Below are 16148 nucleotides of genomic sequence, written 5' to 3'. Positions count from 1 at the left end.
GCCCGCGCACGACCATGGATCTGGGGCCGACCAGCCCCGAAACCCCGAACCCTACGCCGCCGCTTTGTGTACCACCTTTGAGGAACGCAGCACTAGTAATGACCGATGCCCGGCCGTCGGTATTGCGTTCGAGCGGCACACTCAACTCGGCCGCGAAGGTCGGAACACATCATCCGGGAAGCCCGTGTCACCCCGGAACACGCCACTACCGTTACCCATGGAACGTCCTCCTACCGCGATGGGACACCAAGCCCGACAAGCGCACCAGGAGGACGTTCCCCACGTCCAGACACCTGACGCACAGAACGTCTTTCTATGCCGCTGGTTGCGCTGACCAAACCGGCCAGCAGCACACCTCCGAACATCAACCAGCCGTTGCCGATCCCCAGCAGCAGGTGGGTGGGCACAGTGCCGGAGTGAACGATCCGCACCAGGATTTCCGCCGCCCGATCGAGGTTGCCGATCTGGGTGGTTGCCGCTGGTCGCGCTGACCGAACCAGTGGCCGGTGAACTATCTGACCGACCGGTGCAGCAGATTCTGTTTGGCGGCTCCGATGGCCCGTTTGCGTCGGAAGTAATCGTTGATGATCACTCGATACAGGTCCGAATCGGAGCGTGCCCAGTTGCGCATCAGCTCGCAGCCGAGGGCCAGCGAGGTGATCGGCTGGGCACCGGCCTGCACCATGCGAGTGATCGCCGTGTCGTGCGTCACCGCAGACACGCCGCCGACAGCGTCGACGACGGGGTAGATCTCGTAGCCCTCGCGCAGCATGTCGAGGGTCGGAAACGCGAGGCACACTTCGGTCCACAGCCCGGCCATGACGATCTTTCGCCGGCCGGTGGCCTCGACCGCTGCCCGGAAGTCGGCGTCCTCCCAGGCATTGACCCCGGTACGGTCGATCTCCGTGACACCGGGGAGTTCGTCCAGGAGTACCGGGTTGGTCGGCTCGTTGACGCCCATGTCCACCGCGACGGTCGTCACGACCGTCGGGATCGCGTAGGCGTGTGCGAGCTTGGCGAGGGTTACCGCGCCGAGGTCGACCTCCTCGGCGGTGGTTGATCCGACCGTGGCGTACTGGCCCGGTTGGAAGTCGATGAGGACGATCGCGCAGTTCTGGGGTGTGAGCAGGTGATCGGTCTCCGGGTCGCGGACGGGCTCGGGACGTGTTTTCGGCATTGGTCCTCGTCGATGAGTTCGGAAGGTCTGTACCCGCCCCGGGACCCGAGGCGGGACCGCTGCTCAGGATCGAATGAATGCGAGCAGGTCGGCGTTGATGGTCGCGGCCTCGGTGGTCGGCATACCGTGCGGGAAGCCCGGATAGGTTTTCAGCGTGCTGTTGGGCAACAGTTCGGCCGAGCGGATGCCGGTGTTGTCGATGGGGACCACCTGGTCGTCTTCCCCGTGCATGACGAGAGTGGGGATCGTGATCTTCGTGAGCTCTTCGGTGAAGTCGGTCTGAGAGAACGCGACGACGCCGTCGTAGTGGGCCTTGGCGCCGCCCGCCATGCCTTGGCGCCACCAGTTGGCGATCACTCCTTCGGAGGGGTCTGTGCCGGGCCGGTTGTAGCCGTAGAACGGTCCTTCGGCGAACGTGCGGAAGAAGTCCGACCGGCGGGTGGCGACCTGCTCCTGGATGCCATCGAAGACCGACTTGTCCAATCCGCCCGGATTGTCGGCGGTCTTCACCATGATCGGCGGCACCGCACTGATCAGAACGGCTTTGGCCGCCCGATCCTGTCCGTGCCGCGTCAGGTAGCGCACGACCTCCCCGCCACCGGTGGAATGACCGACATGAACCGCATCCGACAGATTGAGATGGGTGACGACGGCGGCCAGGTCATCGGCGTAGTGGTCCATATCGTGCCCTTCGGCAACCTGAGCGGAACGGCCATGGCCACGCCGGTCGTGAGCGACCACCCGGAAACCGTGGGACACGAAGAACATCAGCTGTGCGTCCCAGTCATCCGAGGACAGGGGCCAGCCGTGACTGAAGACGATGGGCTGTCCGCTGCCCCAATCCTTGTAGTAGATGTCGACGCCGTCCGACGTTGTAATGAAAGGCATGTGGGACTCCTTGTGATCGCGTGGTCGATGCGCTGTCCAAGGGCCTCGTTGAGACAACTGGAACTGGCTGGGCGACAACGCTTCGGAATGATCGGTGCCGGATCACTGTGCGTGACTTCGGGAGAGTTGCGCCCCGCTTTGCGCGCCATGAAAACCGCATTTTCGGCCATGGATTCGTGTCGAGTATCACTGGACGCTTGTGAATCACGTTCACTGCGATGAGGACACACGAGAGACTCTTTGACCCCTCTCGATTCAAAGTCGTCCGATCGCGCACGTTCGACCAGGTGCGCATCGGCGAGATCGTCAGCGCTCACTCGCCTATCTCTTGCCAGCCGCTGTCTATGGTGAGGGCGTAGCCGCGCTCGGGATTCTCGGTGTCCACCTTGGCTTCCGACCACAGGTTGAGATCGGCAGCGGCAGCATGCTGCGGAGGGGGGCGCGTCGATCGCGACCGAGACCGCCGACACGGCCCGCGACGATCTGGGTCAGCAGCCCGCCGAAGGAATGCCCGACCACCGCGGGCTTGCGCGCCAGCTTTCCGACTACGGTTTGACCGTCGGTGGCGACGACAGGAACGCCTGGAACAGGCGCTCACGCTCGACGCCGGGTTCATAGAGCAGCTCGTGCAGTCCCCTCTACTCACGCTCGTGCAACGAGCTGCGCGACGATCGGCGTGGCCGCCTGAACCGGCGCACTCGGCCAGACTGGCGAAGTGTGGCCTAAAGGATGTCGCTCCGGCGCAACGCCATAGCAGGTCGGCTCAGGCGTCGGTCGCAGTCGCGGTGTTGAAAGGTATTGGCGCAGTGGAAGCACCAGCCGCAACGTCCGCAGTAGCGGCGGCGACGACTGAATCGACATCGCCGCAGCTCTCACACACATACAGCCACGCCGGAGACCTGAGTCGCTGGCGCTGTATCAGGGCGATAGCTCTAGTTCGAATACCAGATCCCGGCGGAGTAGCTGCACGTCGATGGGTGCGGGTTCTTCATTGCGCGGCGGTACCCATGCCGATTTCGGTGATGCGGGGCCGGACTGCCCGGTCATCGGGTCCGCGCTGGTCGGCGCAGCGGTTGAAGCCGTTTCCGTTGATGAAGATCGGAGGCTCGGTGGTGGATTGCCAGATCGCTCCGTCTCGGCGCAAGGCCGATACATGTTGCGAGCGAGATCATCTCGCGTGCGTCGGCGAGCGCTCGATACCCACGCGGGGCCAGCGTGACACTGATGCGAATCCTTGTTCTCGTCGGGGGGATGATGTTCTCATGACCGCCTTGCTGATCTTGAACTATGACGTGACGGACCCTGAGCGCCTGGACACCTACCGTGCGGCGGCGACTCCCGTGCTGCTGGGGCCCGATGCCGGCGAACTTCTTGCCAGTACGGACCGAACAGTTCACCTGCCCGAAGTTGGTCCTACGCCAGGTGGCAGCCACACGGTCGTACTACGATTCCGCGACGCCGAGCAGGCCTACGCCGTCTACACCTCAGCCCGCTATCAAGAGCTCCTCGAGCAGCGCCTTGCTGCCACAGTTCCCGTCTCCGCGATGATCGTTCCGGAACTCGCCGATGAGTGAGTTCGTGCGAGGAGATCGCAGCGAACGTGCCCACGATGCCCTCTCCAGCGCCATCGGGGCCCGGGAGATCGCTGAGTAACGGGTTGCGTCCAATAGCGTGGTGTAGCAGCAGCGATCGGCTGCTGAGTCTGTCGTAATCCCGGACAGCAGGGTGGCCACCGCGTGATCCTCGAAGGACCTTCCACAGTCTCTCGTAGGAGATTTCACGCGATGACCGCTATTCAGCCTATCGACCCCAGCCAGCTGCTGTCCGACCAATTGGCCTCCACCAGCCCGGACCTGCTGCGCACCATGCTCTCGACATTCATCCAGACCCTGATGAGCGCCGAGGCCGACGCAGCCTGCGGCGCCGGCTACGGCGAACGCAGCGACGACCGCGTCAACCACCGCAACGGCTACCGACACCGCGACTTCGATACCCGCGTCGGCACCATCGACCTCGCGATCCCCAAACTGCGGTCGGGCAGCTATTTTCCCGACTGGCTGCTCGAACGCCGCAAACGCGCCGAACGCGCTCTCACCAGCGTGGTGGCGACCTGTTACCTACTCGGGGTCTCGACCCGCCGGATGGAGAAATTGGTCGAATCACTAGGAATTACAACACTTTCCAAGTCCCAGGTCTCGATAATGGCCCGCGAGCTCGACGCCCAGGTCGAGGCGTTGCGAACCCGCCCACTCGACCAAGGTCCCTACACGTTCGTCGCCGCTGACGCCCTGGTGCTCAAGGTCCGCGAGAACGGGCGCGTGGTCAACGTCCACGCCTTGATTGCCACCGGCGTCAACGCCGACGGCTACCGTGAAATCCTCGGCCTCACAGTCACTTCCGGCGAGGACGGAGCCGGATGGCTCGCGTTCTTCCGTGACCTGGTCGCCCGCGGCCTGACCGGGGTCGCACTCGTCACCAGCGACGCCCACACGGGCTTGGTGGCCGCGATCGGCGCGACCCTGCCCGGCGCGTCCCGGCAGCGCTGCCGCACCCATTACACGGTGAACTTGATGTCGGTCTGCCCGAAATCCTCCTGGCCCTGGGTCCGGACATTGTTGCATTCAGTGTTCGATCAAGCAGACACCGAATCAGTTGCCGCCCAATATGATCGAATGCTCGACGCACTCGCCGAGAAACTGCCGAAGGTCGCCGACCACCTCGACACCGCCCGCGCGGAACTGCTCGCGTTCACCGCGTTCCCCAAGCCGTCGGCATCCGGGGCCCGCTCCGAGGACATGCCTTCGGGTGAGGAGATCGGGCGGATCCGCCGCGATCGCGCGCATCACCGCCGAGGTTGAGGAACTCTCGGCGGTCGACCGGGCCAGCATCACCGACGCGGTCGGGGTTGTCCGTCGCTCCCGCAACGCGGTCACCTGGCTGGGGTTGCCGCGGGTCCGCCAACCCCTGCCCAACCTGCGTCCGGACAGGAGCGCCTGACCATGCCCAGCCCGATGATCCAAGGCCGCCAAGCAGATTCGGCGCGAGGGCGGCAACGGGTGATCAAAGCGGTCAACACTGCCCGCTGCAGCGGGGGGCGAGCTCAGCGTTGCCGCGATCGCCTACGCCGCGGACGTCGACCAGGTTCACGACACCCCCGACGCCGCAGTCGCGACCTCCATGGCCAAAGCCGTCACCTGCGAGGCAGCCGTCCGAATCGCCAGCTAGGAAATGCAGTTGCGCGGCGGCATCGGCTACACCTGGGAGAGCGGCACCCACGTCTACCTCAAACGCGCCACCCTCAACCGCTCACTCTTCGGCTCACCCGCGGCCCACCGCCGTCGAATCTCGGCCGGCTACACAGCCGGCCCTCCGTGTCCACGACATAGTTAGCGTCCGGCCGGATCGACTGATACCCAAGGCAACATACTGCTGCGGCGGTTGCGCTGACCGTCACGGGGATAAGATGGCTGTGGCGGAACCAGTCGATTGCCGCGGAGTCCCGATGCCCATGTTCATATTTCGACGGTGGGCGATCGATCGAGCACGGCGCAAGCAGCAACTGGCGGACGCTACCGAGCTCTACGAATCGGGTCGTTACCAGGAGGCCGCCCTCGCGTTCGAGAAACTCGGGGGCGCGTTCGATGACGATCGTGACAGCGTGGAGTACGCGTACTGGTGCGCGAACTTCGGTGCCGCACTAGCCGAGACGGGAAGTCTGAGGGTTGCCGAGAGCCTGATCCTGGAATCGATCGATGCCTTTCGGTCGCTGGGCATGGACCACGGCGTCGCTGTGAGCTACTTCAATCTGGGAAATGTGTACCGGTACATGAATTCCTACATGCCGATGTCGGATGCGTACGCCGTCGCTGCGCAGTATTTTCGTGAGACCGGTGACCGTCACAGCGAGGCCATGGTCATGGTCACCCGTGCGACCCTGCTGCCCCCGGATTTTCGCGGCGAGGAGCTCTCGCCGTTCGCCGACCTTGCGCACGACGATCCGAAATTGCGCTGGTCGCTGGCCTACCAGCGCGGCGAACTTGCCTTGGCCGACGGAGACGTCGACAGCGCGTTGCAGCTGTTCGGCGAGGCCCTCGAATGTGCGAACAGCATGAAAGACGTCAGCTACCAGCGGGAGACCGAGAACAGGGTCTTGCAGGTGATGGCTGCGGCCGGCATCCGAGTCGGCACCGATGACATCCTTGCGGCGATACGACGATCGGAGGGGCAGGAACCGAAACGCAGGCTCGACGCACTGTATGGTTTCGCATTGCTCTTCCGTGACCGCGGTGATCCGGATCAGGCTGCCGCGCTGTTCGAGTCCTGCCTCGGTCTGATCGACGAAACCAAGAGCCAGCTCAACTACTTCGAGCGATTCCACTACATGGAAGGTGTCGCGGACATAGTTCATACCTACGTCGCCATGCTGATGGTAGGGGGCAAGGTAGACAAGGCATTGGAAGTCTCCGAGCACGGCCAAGGGCGTGCGTTGCTGGATCTCATGTTCCGCCACCAGCCTCGCCGTCAGGGCGGGCGACGGGTGCGTATCGCCCATGGGAGATTGAGCCTGCAGAATCCGAGTGCCGACGAGATCCGCTCCTTCTGTCGTGCGGACGATATTCACATATTGAAGGTTCTCGTTCACGAGACCGGAGTGGCAGCATGGTTTCTCACTCCCGACGGCACTATCGATGGCTGGGACACGACCGCGGCTCTGGAACCTCTCACCGCGCTGATCGCTCTCACCCGCTGGACTGCTGGCGAAAGCGACACCAGCGCTACGGAATCGGATGGCATGGCGAGCGCCGCATCGGTGCCGTTGGAACCTCCCTGTTCGGATGAGCTTCGCCGGGCAGCCTCGGATCTGTACCTGGCGCTGCTACCGGAACATATCCGGCAAAGGCTGGAGAGCGGTTCGGGCAACCTCCTCGTCATCCCCCACGACCGATTCTTCGAGATTCCCTGGGGCCTGCTCGGTTCGGTGGATGTCGCTCTGGGTGAACGCTGGGACATCGGCCTCAGCGCATCCATTTCCGTTGCCCTACAACTCGATCGCCGCCGCGACGTGGATGCCTGGCGTGGGCTGGAAGGATTCGAGACGCCCGCCGTCGCCTTCGGCGGCATCCCTGGGCAAGATCTGGAAATTCCACTGTTTCCCCGCTCGGACGGCAGTGCCACCACTCCGAAAACCACTCTTACCGTCCACTTTCCGGCATTGCCCGCGACCGTCGAAGAGGCGAGTATGGTCGCTTCGATGACCGGCGGGGTGCTGGTGACCGAAAAGGACGCTACCCCCGAGGCACTGCTCGCCGCGCTCCGGTCGGCGGGAATGGTCCATATCGCGAGTCATGGATATGCGCACCCGCTCGGAGAATCGTTCACCCTGCTGGCGCCAAGCGACAATACCGGGAGCTCGATCCTCTATCCGTCAGACCTGGTGTACAAGGAGAGTATCGCCGACTCGGAGCTGGTAGTCCTGGCCGGTTGCGAGACCGGTATCGGCATGACGCACCCCGACAGCTATATCGGTTTGGCCAACGGTTTCCTCGTCGCGGGTGTACGGTGCGTCCTGATCAGCCTGTGGCCCGTGCGCGACCATGTCGCCGCCGCCTGGTTCGAAGCGTTCTACCGCCACCTGATCGACGGCAGGTCACCGGCGAGCGCGCTTCGAGCATCGAACGAGGAGTTCTCCGGAATGCTGGACCCGTGGGACTACGGAGCCTACGCACTGGTCGGCGCTCCCTTCTTCGACATGGGGACCGATCGCCCTGTCGACCTATACGACAGCGGCGCCATCTGTGGCGGCGACGTAGTGCCATTGGGCCGCCACGAATTCCAGTTCTGAACCGAGGTAGCAGACATGGCCGACGCTCTTGTGAAGACTCTCAACCGGGCCGGATTCCAGCCGATCTTCCTGCCGCAGACCGGGCTGCTGCCTCCGGATCTGTACAACCTCACCAGCAGAAACCGCAAACCCAGACTGGTGCGGCGCGGCCCGCTGGCCCGCTACCTCCCTGGCTGCGAATTCACGCCCGTGCGCAGTACCCTGCCCGACATCGCGAACCAGCGGAGCTCCGGCAAGTCCATCTCCGGCTCCGCGAGTTTCCTTGCGCGCTGTTTGGCCTGCCTCGGCATAGAGGCCGCCCCGGCGATCAATCTCAGCTTCGCGGGCAACACGAAGTTCTCGTTCTCCCTAGGCGGGGTGTTCAGTCTCCGCGTGGACCCCTCCGATATCGATCACGCATTGAAACGCCTGCGCCCAGGTGCGATCCCGGACGAATACGTGAACCGCGGCTTCCTGCACATCGCCTACGAGTACGCCTTCGCGACCAGCTTGGTCATGCAAGCCGAGGGCGACCACGAATTCGATCTGCGCACCGACGCCGACCTGCCCCAACTAGCCACGGTGAACGCGGGATTTACCCTAACCCGCGCTAACCGCAATACGATCACCTTCGAAGCCTGCGCCGACTCGGACGTACCGGCCTTCGCATACCGGGCAGGCAGACTAACCCGCGATTCGAAGTGGCGTTTCTATCCCGAGGAGACCTACCGCTCGGAGTCGGAGATCCCACCCCAGCCCTACGTACTCCGTAGGGGAGTCGTACTGGACACGGAGAGTCCTTCCGACACAGAGAATTCCGGTACATACCGGTGATCGAACGGGTCCCGCAATGCAGCGGGATCCGTTGCGCCCAGCCTCGCGAACATCCAACCGAAATTGCGCCAGACTTAGGCGTCGAGACAATTTCGGCCATCTATGACGCGGCGATGGCGGACCGTTTCCGAGATATCCGCCGGGCGCAGGGCGGCGAACTCGGGCCATTCGGTGGCAACGAGGATTACGTCCGCTCCCGCGCATCTGTCGACCAGCGTTGTCACGAAGTCGAGTGCCGGCTGGGTCTTGCGAGCGTTCTGCGCGGACATACTCATCGAACGTCCTCCTCCTGCGATGGGACACCAAGCCCGACAAGCGCATCAGGAGGACCTTCCCCACGTCCAGCACCACAATCCTGGCGGCTGCAGTGCAATCTCGAAGGTCGTAGGCGCGCAGTTTTTCGTACTCCGCTGCATCCCACGCCCCGCTCGGCACATCACGCCGATACGGGCACGAGCTGCATCCAATGTCATCAGACCCACGCGGACAGCGATGTGCGGCGGCGGATGTGCGCCGGCTGGGTCGGTTGCCACGGTGATGGGTTGTTGGGCCTGCGCTTGGCACTGGTGACGGGCCGTATCAGCCCGGCCACGTTCCAAGCCGCGGTTGACTATCGATCACCGGTTGCCCTGTTCCGGTCGGGCGCTGAAGCAGCCGATCACGGACAGGTCGATATCCATCACCCAAGCACGGATGCGGTGCGTGCGATAACCAAAATCAGCATGCGTAGGTCCGACCTCATCTAACCGTATCTGCGCTTGGCATCCTGCTCAGGTCAGTGGTGTCGCTGTGTCGCCTGACGCGGCGCGAGTCAGCGCAGTCCACGTTCACGAAGGACCTGACCCGAACTCTGCTGTGTCACAGCGGGAATGATGGATCGGGCATTATCTCGGCGCGTATCGGTTCGATCCAGCCGCCCTGCGGCGTTGGGGGCGGCCACAAGTACGGATCGCGCATCCGATCACAACCCGATGAATCCCTGGGTGAGCAGAGGCGTGGGGAGGACGATCGAGGTGAGTCTCCTTCCGCTCCTATGGTCAGCAGCTTACGGAACGGCGACTCGCCGGGAGTTCTTTCACGCATCACTCCCGGCTATCAGTCAGCTAACTTCTGGCTCTTGTCCGGCCTACGGACAGCGTCCAGGCTCTATTCCCGTGGGAGCCAGCAGCCCTTAGGGATTCGACGATGACTGCTCATCGCGGCCCTCGCGGTTTCCTCGCACCGAAACCCTAACCAGCCCAACGGATTGATCCAGCGGATGCCGGCAACGATCCAGACTTACGGAGGTAACAGATGGGAGGTCGGATCCCGAAGCCAGTGGGCACGTTCGGTGTTCCGACCAAGCCGAAGAAGCAGAAGAACGGGCGATGGCGCACGACCGTTCGCTTCTACGGCGCGGCAGGGTCTCATCAGATCGAACGTCTCGGCCTCAGTGCCGACGACGCCGCCAATCGGCTCGCCGAGGCGATGCGCGATTACCGCGAGCAGTTAGGATATCAACGAATCACACGCAGTACGAAGCTGATCGAACTCGCGGCCGAGCTCATCACCGAACTCGAGGCCGATGATGCGTACACGGCAGGGAATGTCGAGGATTACCGGCGCGAGATCTACGTGTCGTCCGACAAGCGCGCGGATCCGAAGACGATCAAGATCGAGAACTCGATCGGGAACCTGCAGGTGTGGCAGGCCACGGCCGGTGAGCTGGATCGTCATCTCGAGCGTCTGGTCGCGATGGGCCTGCGCCGTAAGGCCAAGCAGCACAAGATTATTCTGCAGGCGATGATGCAGATCGCGGTCCGGCACGGCGCTGTCGAGACCAACCCTGTCGACGGGGTGAGCTCGTTCACCCGGCGCAGCACCCGCGCTCGGGGCAAGGCCGGAGACCAGGATGCGTTGCCGGGCTTCAGGGCTCAGGTGCGTGCCTGGGCGTCCGGGGAGGCTGTTCCCGGTACGCCGGCCTACACGTCCGGTCCGCCGCGTGATTGGTCGGTGGTGTGGGTGACCGACCTGATCTGCGGCACCCTGCGCCCGCACGAGGTCTTCGCCGTCCTGCTCGAGGAGATCGATCTCGACGCCACGATCCCGTACGTCGACGTCACTGGGACGCTGGTAGAGGTGAAAGGCTCCGGCACCGGCGGGTGGATGCGCCAGCCGTTCCCCAAGTCGGCGAACGGGTGGCGCCGGATACTGCTGCCCGAGCACTCCGCGCAGGCCTGCCGCGAGGCGCTGAAAGATCTCGAGGTCACCGGGCAACCGAACCCCCACGGGGTCCTGTTTCCGGCACGCAACGGTTCCCTTCGCAACCCTAACAACTTCGGGCGCAGCTGGCGCGCCGCCCGTGGTGAGAACTACTCCTGGGTCACTCCGAGGACGTTTCGGCGTGGGGTCGGTACAGCGGTCGTGCAACCCGGGCACTAGATGAACCCGACCCTGCGACGCACTCGACCCCGGTCAAGTGCGTCCCGCTACCCCCGCCACACGCCAAGTACCAGCCGATTTGGATGTTCAGGGGGGTCCTGGGGTAATCTCATCGAGCACGAGCGAGAGCAAATGCAACGGGCTGTGGCGCAGCTTGGTAGCGCACTTGACTGGGGGTCAAGTGGTCGCAGGTTCAAATCCTGTCAGCCCGACCAAGAAAACCCCTTCCGACCAGGGTCGGAAGGGGTTTTCTGTTACTTGACCAATCGGAGTTGGGGACCATCTGGGGACCGATTCGGTGCTCGGAGGTGAATCGACAGGAGGTTGCCGTCATGCTGGAGCGCCTTCTTATCCGGGTGTAGGTACCGCTGGGTGATCCGAGGGTCGGTGTGGCCGGCGATCTGCTGGAGCCGATGCACCGGCACACCCGAGTCGGCGAGCCATGTGAGGCCCGTGTGCCGGAGGCTGTGCCTGCGCAGGTGCTCGTATCCGAGCCTGGCGACCACCTCGTCCCAGTGGGTTGCGCGCCGCAATGCGGTGACCTGAATCCGCCCGCCGCGCGGCCCGACGAACAACCGGGCATCGGGCTTTTTGCCGGCGGCCGCAATCCGCCTTTCCACCAATGGCCGCAGCTGTTCGATAATCGGGATCGAGCGGGCACGTTTTCCCTTCGTCCCTTTGTCCTGCAGCCCGCCGGGTCCCGGCGTTGTTTGGCGCCGGAGCGTCCATAGCCATTCCTCGGTGTCGATGTCACCGACTCGGCAGCCGGAGACCTCGCCGATTCTCGCCGCGGTACACGCGGCAAAGATAACGACGTCGCCCCAGCCTTGATATTCATCAGATGAGGCGGCGACCAGCGCGCCCGCGATGTCGGTCAGCGTCTGCCAGTCCGGCAATGCGAGGGCCCGAGGGTTGTCCAGCTCATCCTCGTAGCGCTCGTACTGCCGCTGCCACCCGGTGACGTCGACGCGGTTGCGATCGATCACCTCGTCGCGAACGGCCTGATCCATGACCCGTCCCAGCGCGGCCAGCGTGTTCTTGACGGTGGACTTGCTGTGCCCGTCGGCAATCCACCGGACGACCGCACGATCGGCGACACCAGTGGTGATCATCGTGACCGGTAAATGCCCGAGGGTGGGCACGATCCGCTGGCGCCAGCCGGCCCGGTACGGGTCCAGCGTCTTGGGTTCGAGACCACGCATGGCCATGTCCCAGTTGGTGTTCCCGTAATCCTTCAGAGTTGCGGTGGCGATCCTTGGGTCGACTCCCCGGGCGGCAGCCTGCTTGATCTTGTCGATCCAGTCCTGCGCGTCCTCCCGAGTCAGGAAGGCTTCGGACTTGGAGCCGCGGCTCTTTGTAGCTGGGTCCGTCCACCGCACACGCGCCCGAAAGGGCTTGGCTCGCTTGCGCTCCTCAATGTCTCCCCGGACCTCGACCCCGAGTGGGATGAGGGTGACCTCGTTACCCATCACGCGACCGCCGGATCCACGCGCTTACGCATCAAGTAGGCGATGACGTCCGCACCTCGGTATCGGGTCACGCGGCCGGAGATTTGGACGAATGCCGGGCCCTGTGGCGGTCTGGCCGTTCGCCATCTCCGCAAACTGGACGGGTCGATCTTCAGCATCGAAGCGACCTCCTCGGTTGTGTACCAGCCGGATTCGAGAATCTCATCCGGAGTCCATCCAGTAGCGGTCATGACGCGGTTTCCTCACCGTTTGCAGGAGTTTGGATCAGTCGCAATCCCGACAGGGTGTCGCGGGTGGTGTCGCTGCTGCCGTAGCGTGCGACGACTCGCGCGACAGTGGAGTGATGGACACCGATTTCGTCTGCGATCTCGCGTGTGGAACGACCCGCGGCATGCAATGCCAGGATGCGCTCGTCGCGCGTGACCGGATCGTCGCTGTCGCGGGCTGTCGCAGGACTGTCGCTTGGTGTCGCGCCCGTCGCGTCTGGCTGTCGCGGCGTCGCATCCTGGTGTCGCGCAGGCAATTCCGGCCCGAGAACACCCCCAGCAAACGCTTCAGGGCTGTCATGGTGGCTTACCGCGTTGACGGATGCGGCGGACGGTTCGCCAACCTCTGCAGCTGGAACTCTGCCGGGCGCGGTGTGCGCGGGGACATCGACCACAACCGCAGGAGTGAGTGCGGTATCCCTGCCGGTGGCGGGGGAACTGGATTCGGAGAGCAGAGCAAAGCCGCAGGCGACCATCAGTCCGTCCAGCACCAGCGGGCCGACGGCGGAGCCGACGGTGCCGTAGTCCCAGCTTTGCAGGACGTCGTGGACGTGGCCATAGGAGATCAGCGCCGAGCCAGCGGCGACGGTACCGACACCACCGTAGCGGGCCAGCGACCACGCCAGGCCAACCCTCCACCGTACGCGCGAGAGCGCTTCGACAGCCAGCAACAGCGTGACAGGCCAGACGGCGGAACCGATTTGCGGCCACACCCCCGGCGACCAGCCGTGCGGTTTCGATGCCGCGGGCAACCACGTGTGCAGCCAGTTCATCACGATCGACAGCACCGACCCGAAGATGAATCCGGCCCATGCGACGACCTTGCCGCCGCGGTCTGTCGCATCGGTGTCGCGGCTGTCGCGGGCGGTGGTCATGATCGCCTCCTCACGGAAGGTCGTGAGCGCCTCGCCTGGCTGAGGGAGGGGCGCGAATGGGTGGTGTCGCGTTCGCGCGGGCTGGTTGCTGGTGGTGCGACAGTGTCGACGCGGGGTGCGCCGTGGGACGCAACGGCATTGGTGCGCCCCACGATCGATCCGGCGTCGTTGCCGGTCACCTGCCACCACTGTTGGTGACGGCGGGGGTGTACTTGGCGGTGTAGAGGCGGGCCTTGTCGTTGTCGGGGTCGGGCCCGGTGTAGGTGACCGACAAGGTCGCGCCGGGATCGAAATCGGTGACGCCGGCAGCGTTCATCGCCTGCCCAATGGCCTGTTCCATGCGGCTGGTCGGGTACAGGTTGCGCGGCCCGTTCGGGGTCTCGATGGTGATGAACAGCTGCATGATCGGGTTGCCGCGCTCGTCGATGTCGACCTCGCCCGGCGCGCCGCCGTACTTGAGCTTGGGCTGCTCGCCGATGTTGGTGATGCGCCCGTAGACGGTGGTGCCGGGGGTGGTGTTTTTGCCGAACGCCGAGGGGATTTTCGCGGCGGCGCGGGTGAATCGCTGTCCGAAGTTGGTGCTGGCCATGACGGCTTTCTCCTTTGTGATCGAAGGTGTGGTTCAGCGGCTGCGGGTGATGTGCCGCTGCTGTTGGGTTCGGGGTTGGCGGTAGTGGCGGTCGAGGTAGGGCACCATTTCCAGGTCGGCGAACTGGTGGCCGGCGTCGAGGTGGTCGGACAGGTCCTTGCCCGCGGCCGCTTGGAGCACGCGGACCTCGCCGACGCGGCCGTGCAGGGTGTCGGCGACCTTGGCGGCGTGCAGGTAGCCGGGACGGTCGCGGTCGGCGACCACGATCACCCGCCCGGCACCGTGCAGCCATCGCGCGTGCTCGGCGGTCCAGGAGCCGGTGCCCATGGCGTTGCAGGTGGCGATCTGTCCTGCCTCGATCGCCCGCGTCACGTCCTTCTCGCCCTCGCACACATAGATCTCGCGGCCGCTTGCGACGCCGTCGAGGACTTCGGGCAGCCGGTACGGGATGGGTGCGAATCCGGTGGGTTCCCAGTCGGTTCCGTTCCAGTGGGCTTGGGTGAAAGACTTCTTGTCCCCGTGCTCGTGCGGGGTGGTCCTGCGGGTGACCGCGCCTTCGACGTGCCCATCGGCGGACCGGTAGACGTAGGTGCACACGGTTTCCGTTGGCCCGATCGCTTCTCCGAGATCGGGTTTGGACGGGATCGGCAACCGCGTGTAGTCGATCGCCTTGTCCACCAACGACACCCGCTGCTGATGCGCCCTTTGAGCACCCGATGGTGGGCGCCGCTGCCCACACTGCTCGCCCTGGCGCTGGGCGCGTTCGGGGAGCCGGTCCCACATGTCCCGCACGCGGAGCCCGATCTTGTCGAGGACGTCTTTGTCGTCGCAGTGGGCGAAGCAGCGGACGATGGTTTTGCCCTGGGTGGGGTCGTAGCGGACGCCGAGGGAGGGGGTGTGGGGTTGTCCGTCGGCCTCGTGGACCGGGCACAGGAACACTGTCCACCGTGCCCGGTCCCGGCCCGGACCCACCGCGGCGGTCAGGGCAGCGGTGATCAGCTGCCACGAACGCCCCGCAGCCGGATCATGATCCATGACCGATCAGCGCTCCCGCTGACCCCGGCCACGCGGGCGCACCCGATGCGGCTCGGTCAACTCGCGGGCCTGGTAGAGGCTGCGCCGCTGCACCTCGTCCAGACCGAAGTCCTCGCCCTTGGCCCGGTTGAACTCGATGTTGTCGATGAACCGGTCCATCGTCTCGGGAGCATCGCGCCAATCGGCGTACGCATCCGACAGATACCGCCACTGATCAGCGTGCGGACCCGAGTTCCACCGGTCATCGATCTGCCTGGTCTTGGCATAGATCTCATCGATCTGGGCATCGGTCACCCCCGGCTGATAGCCGGAGTGCTGCAATGCGGTCCGTTCTCGGAAGTCGCTGCGCATGGCTTCTTCATGCTCGCGTTCCATGGCGGTCACCGGTCCCTTCGGATCGGCAGCCGCTGCGCCGACGCGTCAAGTGCGTCGATGGCGCAGCGCTGTTCGTGGGCGATGGTGCGGGCCTGGTCCAGGCTGCGGCGCTGCACATCGGTCAGGCCGTAGTCGGTGTACACGGTCGGGTTGACGCGCAGGTCCTCGGCGAACTTGGCCATCAGCTGGGGCTGGTCGCGCCAGTCGGTGTAGGCGGCGTGCAGGAAGTCCCACTCCAGTGCGTGCGGGCCGGACTGCCAGCGCTGGTCGTATTCGCTGACCCGGCGCTCGATCTCGTCGGCCTGGGCGTCGGTGACTGCGGGCTGCAACGCTTTCCAGCTCAGGGCGACGCGGTCGTGGAAGTCGAAGCGCATGGCTTCTTCGTGTTCGCTGTGCAT

15 protein-coding genes, 1 tRNA gene and 2 pseudogenes are annotated in these 16148 nt (G+C 64.6%); 8 read left to right on the top strand and 10 right to left on the bottom strand.

From position 1 onward, the window contains the following. Positions 1–511 precede the first annotated feature (511 nt). Both ABZV44_RS31140 and ABZV44_RS31135 read right to left on the bottom strand, forming a co-directional pair. Positions 512–1177 (bottom strand): isochorismatase family protein, encoded by a 666-nt coding sequence (locus tag ABZV44_RS31140; RefSeq protein WP_354844002.1) that lies wholly within the window; start codon positions 1175–1177, stop codon positions 512–514. Positions 1178–1240: 63 nt separating this feature from the next. Further along, on the bottom strand, positions 1241–2065 hold the full coding sequence (locus ABZV44_RS31135) for an alpha/beta hydrolase (protein WP_354844000.1): 825 nt from the start codon (positions 2063–2065) through the stop codon (positions 1241–1243). Between the two features lie 1262 nt (positions 2066–3327). On the opposite strand from ABZV44_RS31135, the gene ABZV44_RS31130 reads away from it, so the two are divergent. The 5 genes and pseudogenes from ABZV44_RS31130 to ABZV44_RS31110 all read left to right on the top strand — a co-directional run bounded on the left by ABZV44_RS31130 (position 3328) and on the right by ABZV44_RS31110 (position 8720). Further along, entirely contained in the window at positions 3328–3639 is a 312-nt protein-coding gene (locus ABZV44_RS31130) for a DUF1330 domain-containing protein (protein ID WP_354843997.1), read from the top strand. A 210-nt stretch (positions 3640–3849) separates the two neighbouring features. Beyond that, positions 3850–4830, top strand: a pseudogene (locus ABZV44_RS31125) (IS256 family transposase); the annotation flags it as partial. A 391-nt stretch (positions 4831–5221) separates the two neighbouring features. Continuing rightward, positions 5222–5455, top strand: a pseudogene (locus tag ABZV44_RS31120) (acyl-CoA dehydrogenase family protein); the annotation flags it as partial. A gap of 112 nt (positions 5456–5567) precedes the next feature. Beyond that, positions 5568–7907, top strand: coding sequence for a CHAT domain-containing protein (locus ABZV44_RS31115; RefSeq protein ID WP_354843995.1), 2340 nt, complete (start codon positions 5568–5570; stop codon positions 7905–7907). Positions 7908–7922: 15 nt separating this feature from the next. Then, positions 7923–8720, top strand: a complete 798-nt coding sequence (locus ABZV44_RS31110; protein WP_354843993.1) for a hypothetical protein — start codon at positions 7923–7925, stop codon at positions 8718–8720. Between the two features lie 74 nt (positions 8721–8794). On the opposite strand, the gene ABZV44_RS31105 is transcribed toward ABZV44_RS31110, so the two are convergent. Then, positions 8795–8995, bottom strand: coding sequence for a UDP binding domain-containing protein (locus ABZV44_RS31105; protein ID WP_354843991.1), 201 nt, complete (start codon positions 8993–8995; stop codon positions 8795–8797). 219 nt (positions 8996–9214) lie between these two features. Between ABZV44_RS31105 and ABZV44_RS31100 the strand changes: the two genes are divergently transcribed. From ABZV44_RS31100 to ABZV44_RS31090, 3 genes are all read left to right on the top strand, one after another. Further along, positions 9215–9466 (top strand): DUF6283 family protein, encoded by a 252-nt coding sequence (locus ABZV44_RS31100; RefSeq protein WP_354843989.1) that lies wholly within the window; start codon positions 9215–9217, stop codon positions 9464–9466. A gap of 547 nt (positions 9467–10013) precedes the next feature. Then, the gene (locus ABZV44_RS31095; protein WP_354843987.1) at positions 10014–11141 is read left to right on the top strand and encodes a hypothetical protein; all 1128 of its coding nucleotides are present in this window, start codon (positions 10014–10016) and stop codon (positions 11139–11141) included. 138 nt (positions 11142–11279) lie between these two features. After that, positions 11280–11356: transfer RNA gene (locus ABZV44_RS31090), tRNA-Pro, on the top strand. A gap of 39 nt (positions 11357–11395) precedes the next feature. On the opposite strand, the gene ABZV44_RS31085 is transcribed toward ABZV44_RS31090, so the two are convergent. The 7 genes from ABZV44_RS31085 to ABZV44_RS31055 all read right to left on the bottom strand — a co-directional run bounded on the left by ABZV44_RS31085 (position 11396) and on the right by ABZV44_RS31055 (position 16148). Beyond that, the gene (locus ABZV44_RS31085) at positions 11396–12610 is read right to left on the bottom strand and encodes a site-specific integrase (RefSeq protein ID WP_354843984.1); all 1215 of its coding nucleotides are present in this window, start codon (positions 12608–12610) and stop codon (positions 11396–11398) included. After that, positions 12610–12840 (bottom strand): helix-turn-helix domain-containing protein, encoded by a 231-nt coding sequence (locus ABZV44_RS31080; RefSeq protein ID WP_354843981.1) that lies wholly within the window; start codon positions 12838–12840, stop codon positions 12610–12612. Before ABZV44_RS31080 ends, ABZV44_RS31085 begins: the two co-directional genes overlap by 1 nt. Further along, positions 12837–13751 (bottom strand): helix-turn-helix domain-containing protein, encoded by a 915-nt coding sequence (locus ABZV44_RS31075; protein ID WP_354843978.1) that lies wholly within the window; start codon positions 13749–13751, stop codon positions 12837–12839. The genes ABZV44_RS31080 and ABZV44_RS31075 overlap by 4 nt, the downstream gene beginning before the upstream one ends. Before the next feature lie 175 nt (positions 13752–13926). Next, the gene (locus tag ABZV44_RS31070; RefSeq protein WP_354843975.1) at positions 13927–14340 is read right to left on the bottom strand and encodes a hypothetical protein; all 414 of its coding nucleotides are present in this window, start codon (positions 14338–14340) and stop codon (positions 13927–13929) included. A gap of 33 nt (positions 14341–14373) precedes the next feature. Beyond that, entirely contained in the window at positions 14374–15375 is a 1002-nt protein-coding gene (locus ABZV44_RS31065; protein WP_354843972.1) for a toprim domain-containing protein, read from the bottom strand. Between the two features lie 6 nt (positions 15376–15381). Next, the gene (locus tag ABZV44_RS31060; protein ID WP_354843969.1) at positions 15382–15750 is read right to left on the bottom strand and encodes a hypothetical protein; all 369 of its coding nucleotides are present in this window, start codon (positions 15748–15750) and stop codon (positions 15382–15384) included. Positions 15751–15755: 5 nt separating this feature from the next. Next, the gene (locus ABZV44_RS31055) at positions 15756–16148 is read right to left on the bottom strand and encodes a hypothetical protein (RefSeq protein WP_354843966.1); all 393 of its coding nucleotides are present in this window, start codon (positions 16146–16148) and stop codon (positions 15756–15758) included.

Origin of the sequence: Nocardia sp. NPDC004860, from assembly GCF_040609015.1 — a bacterium.
Classification (GTDB): domain Bacteria; phylum Actinomycetota; class Actinomycetes; order Mycobacteriales; family Mycobacteriaceae; genus Nocardia.
The sequence above is the reverse complement of the archived record's forward strand: the minus strand, read 5'-3'. Positions and strand labels throughout refer to the sequence as shown.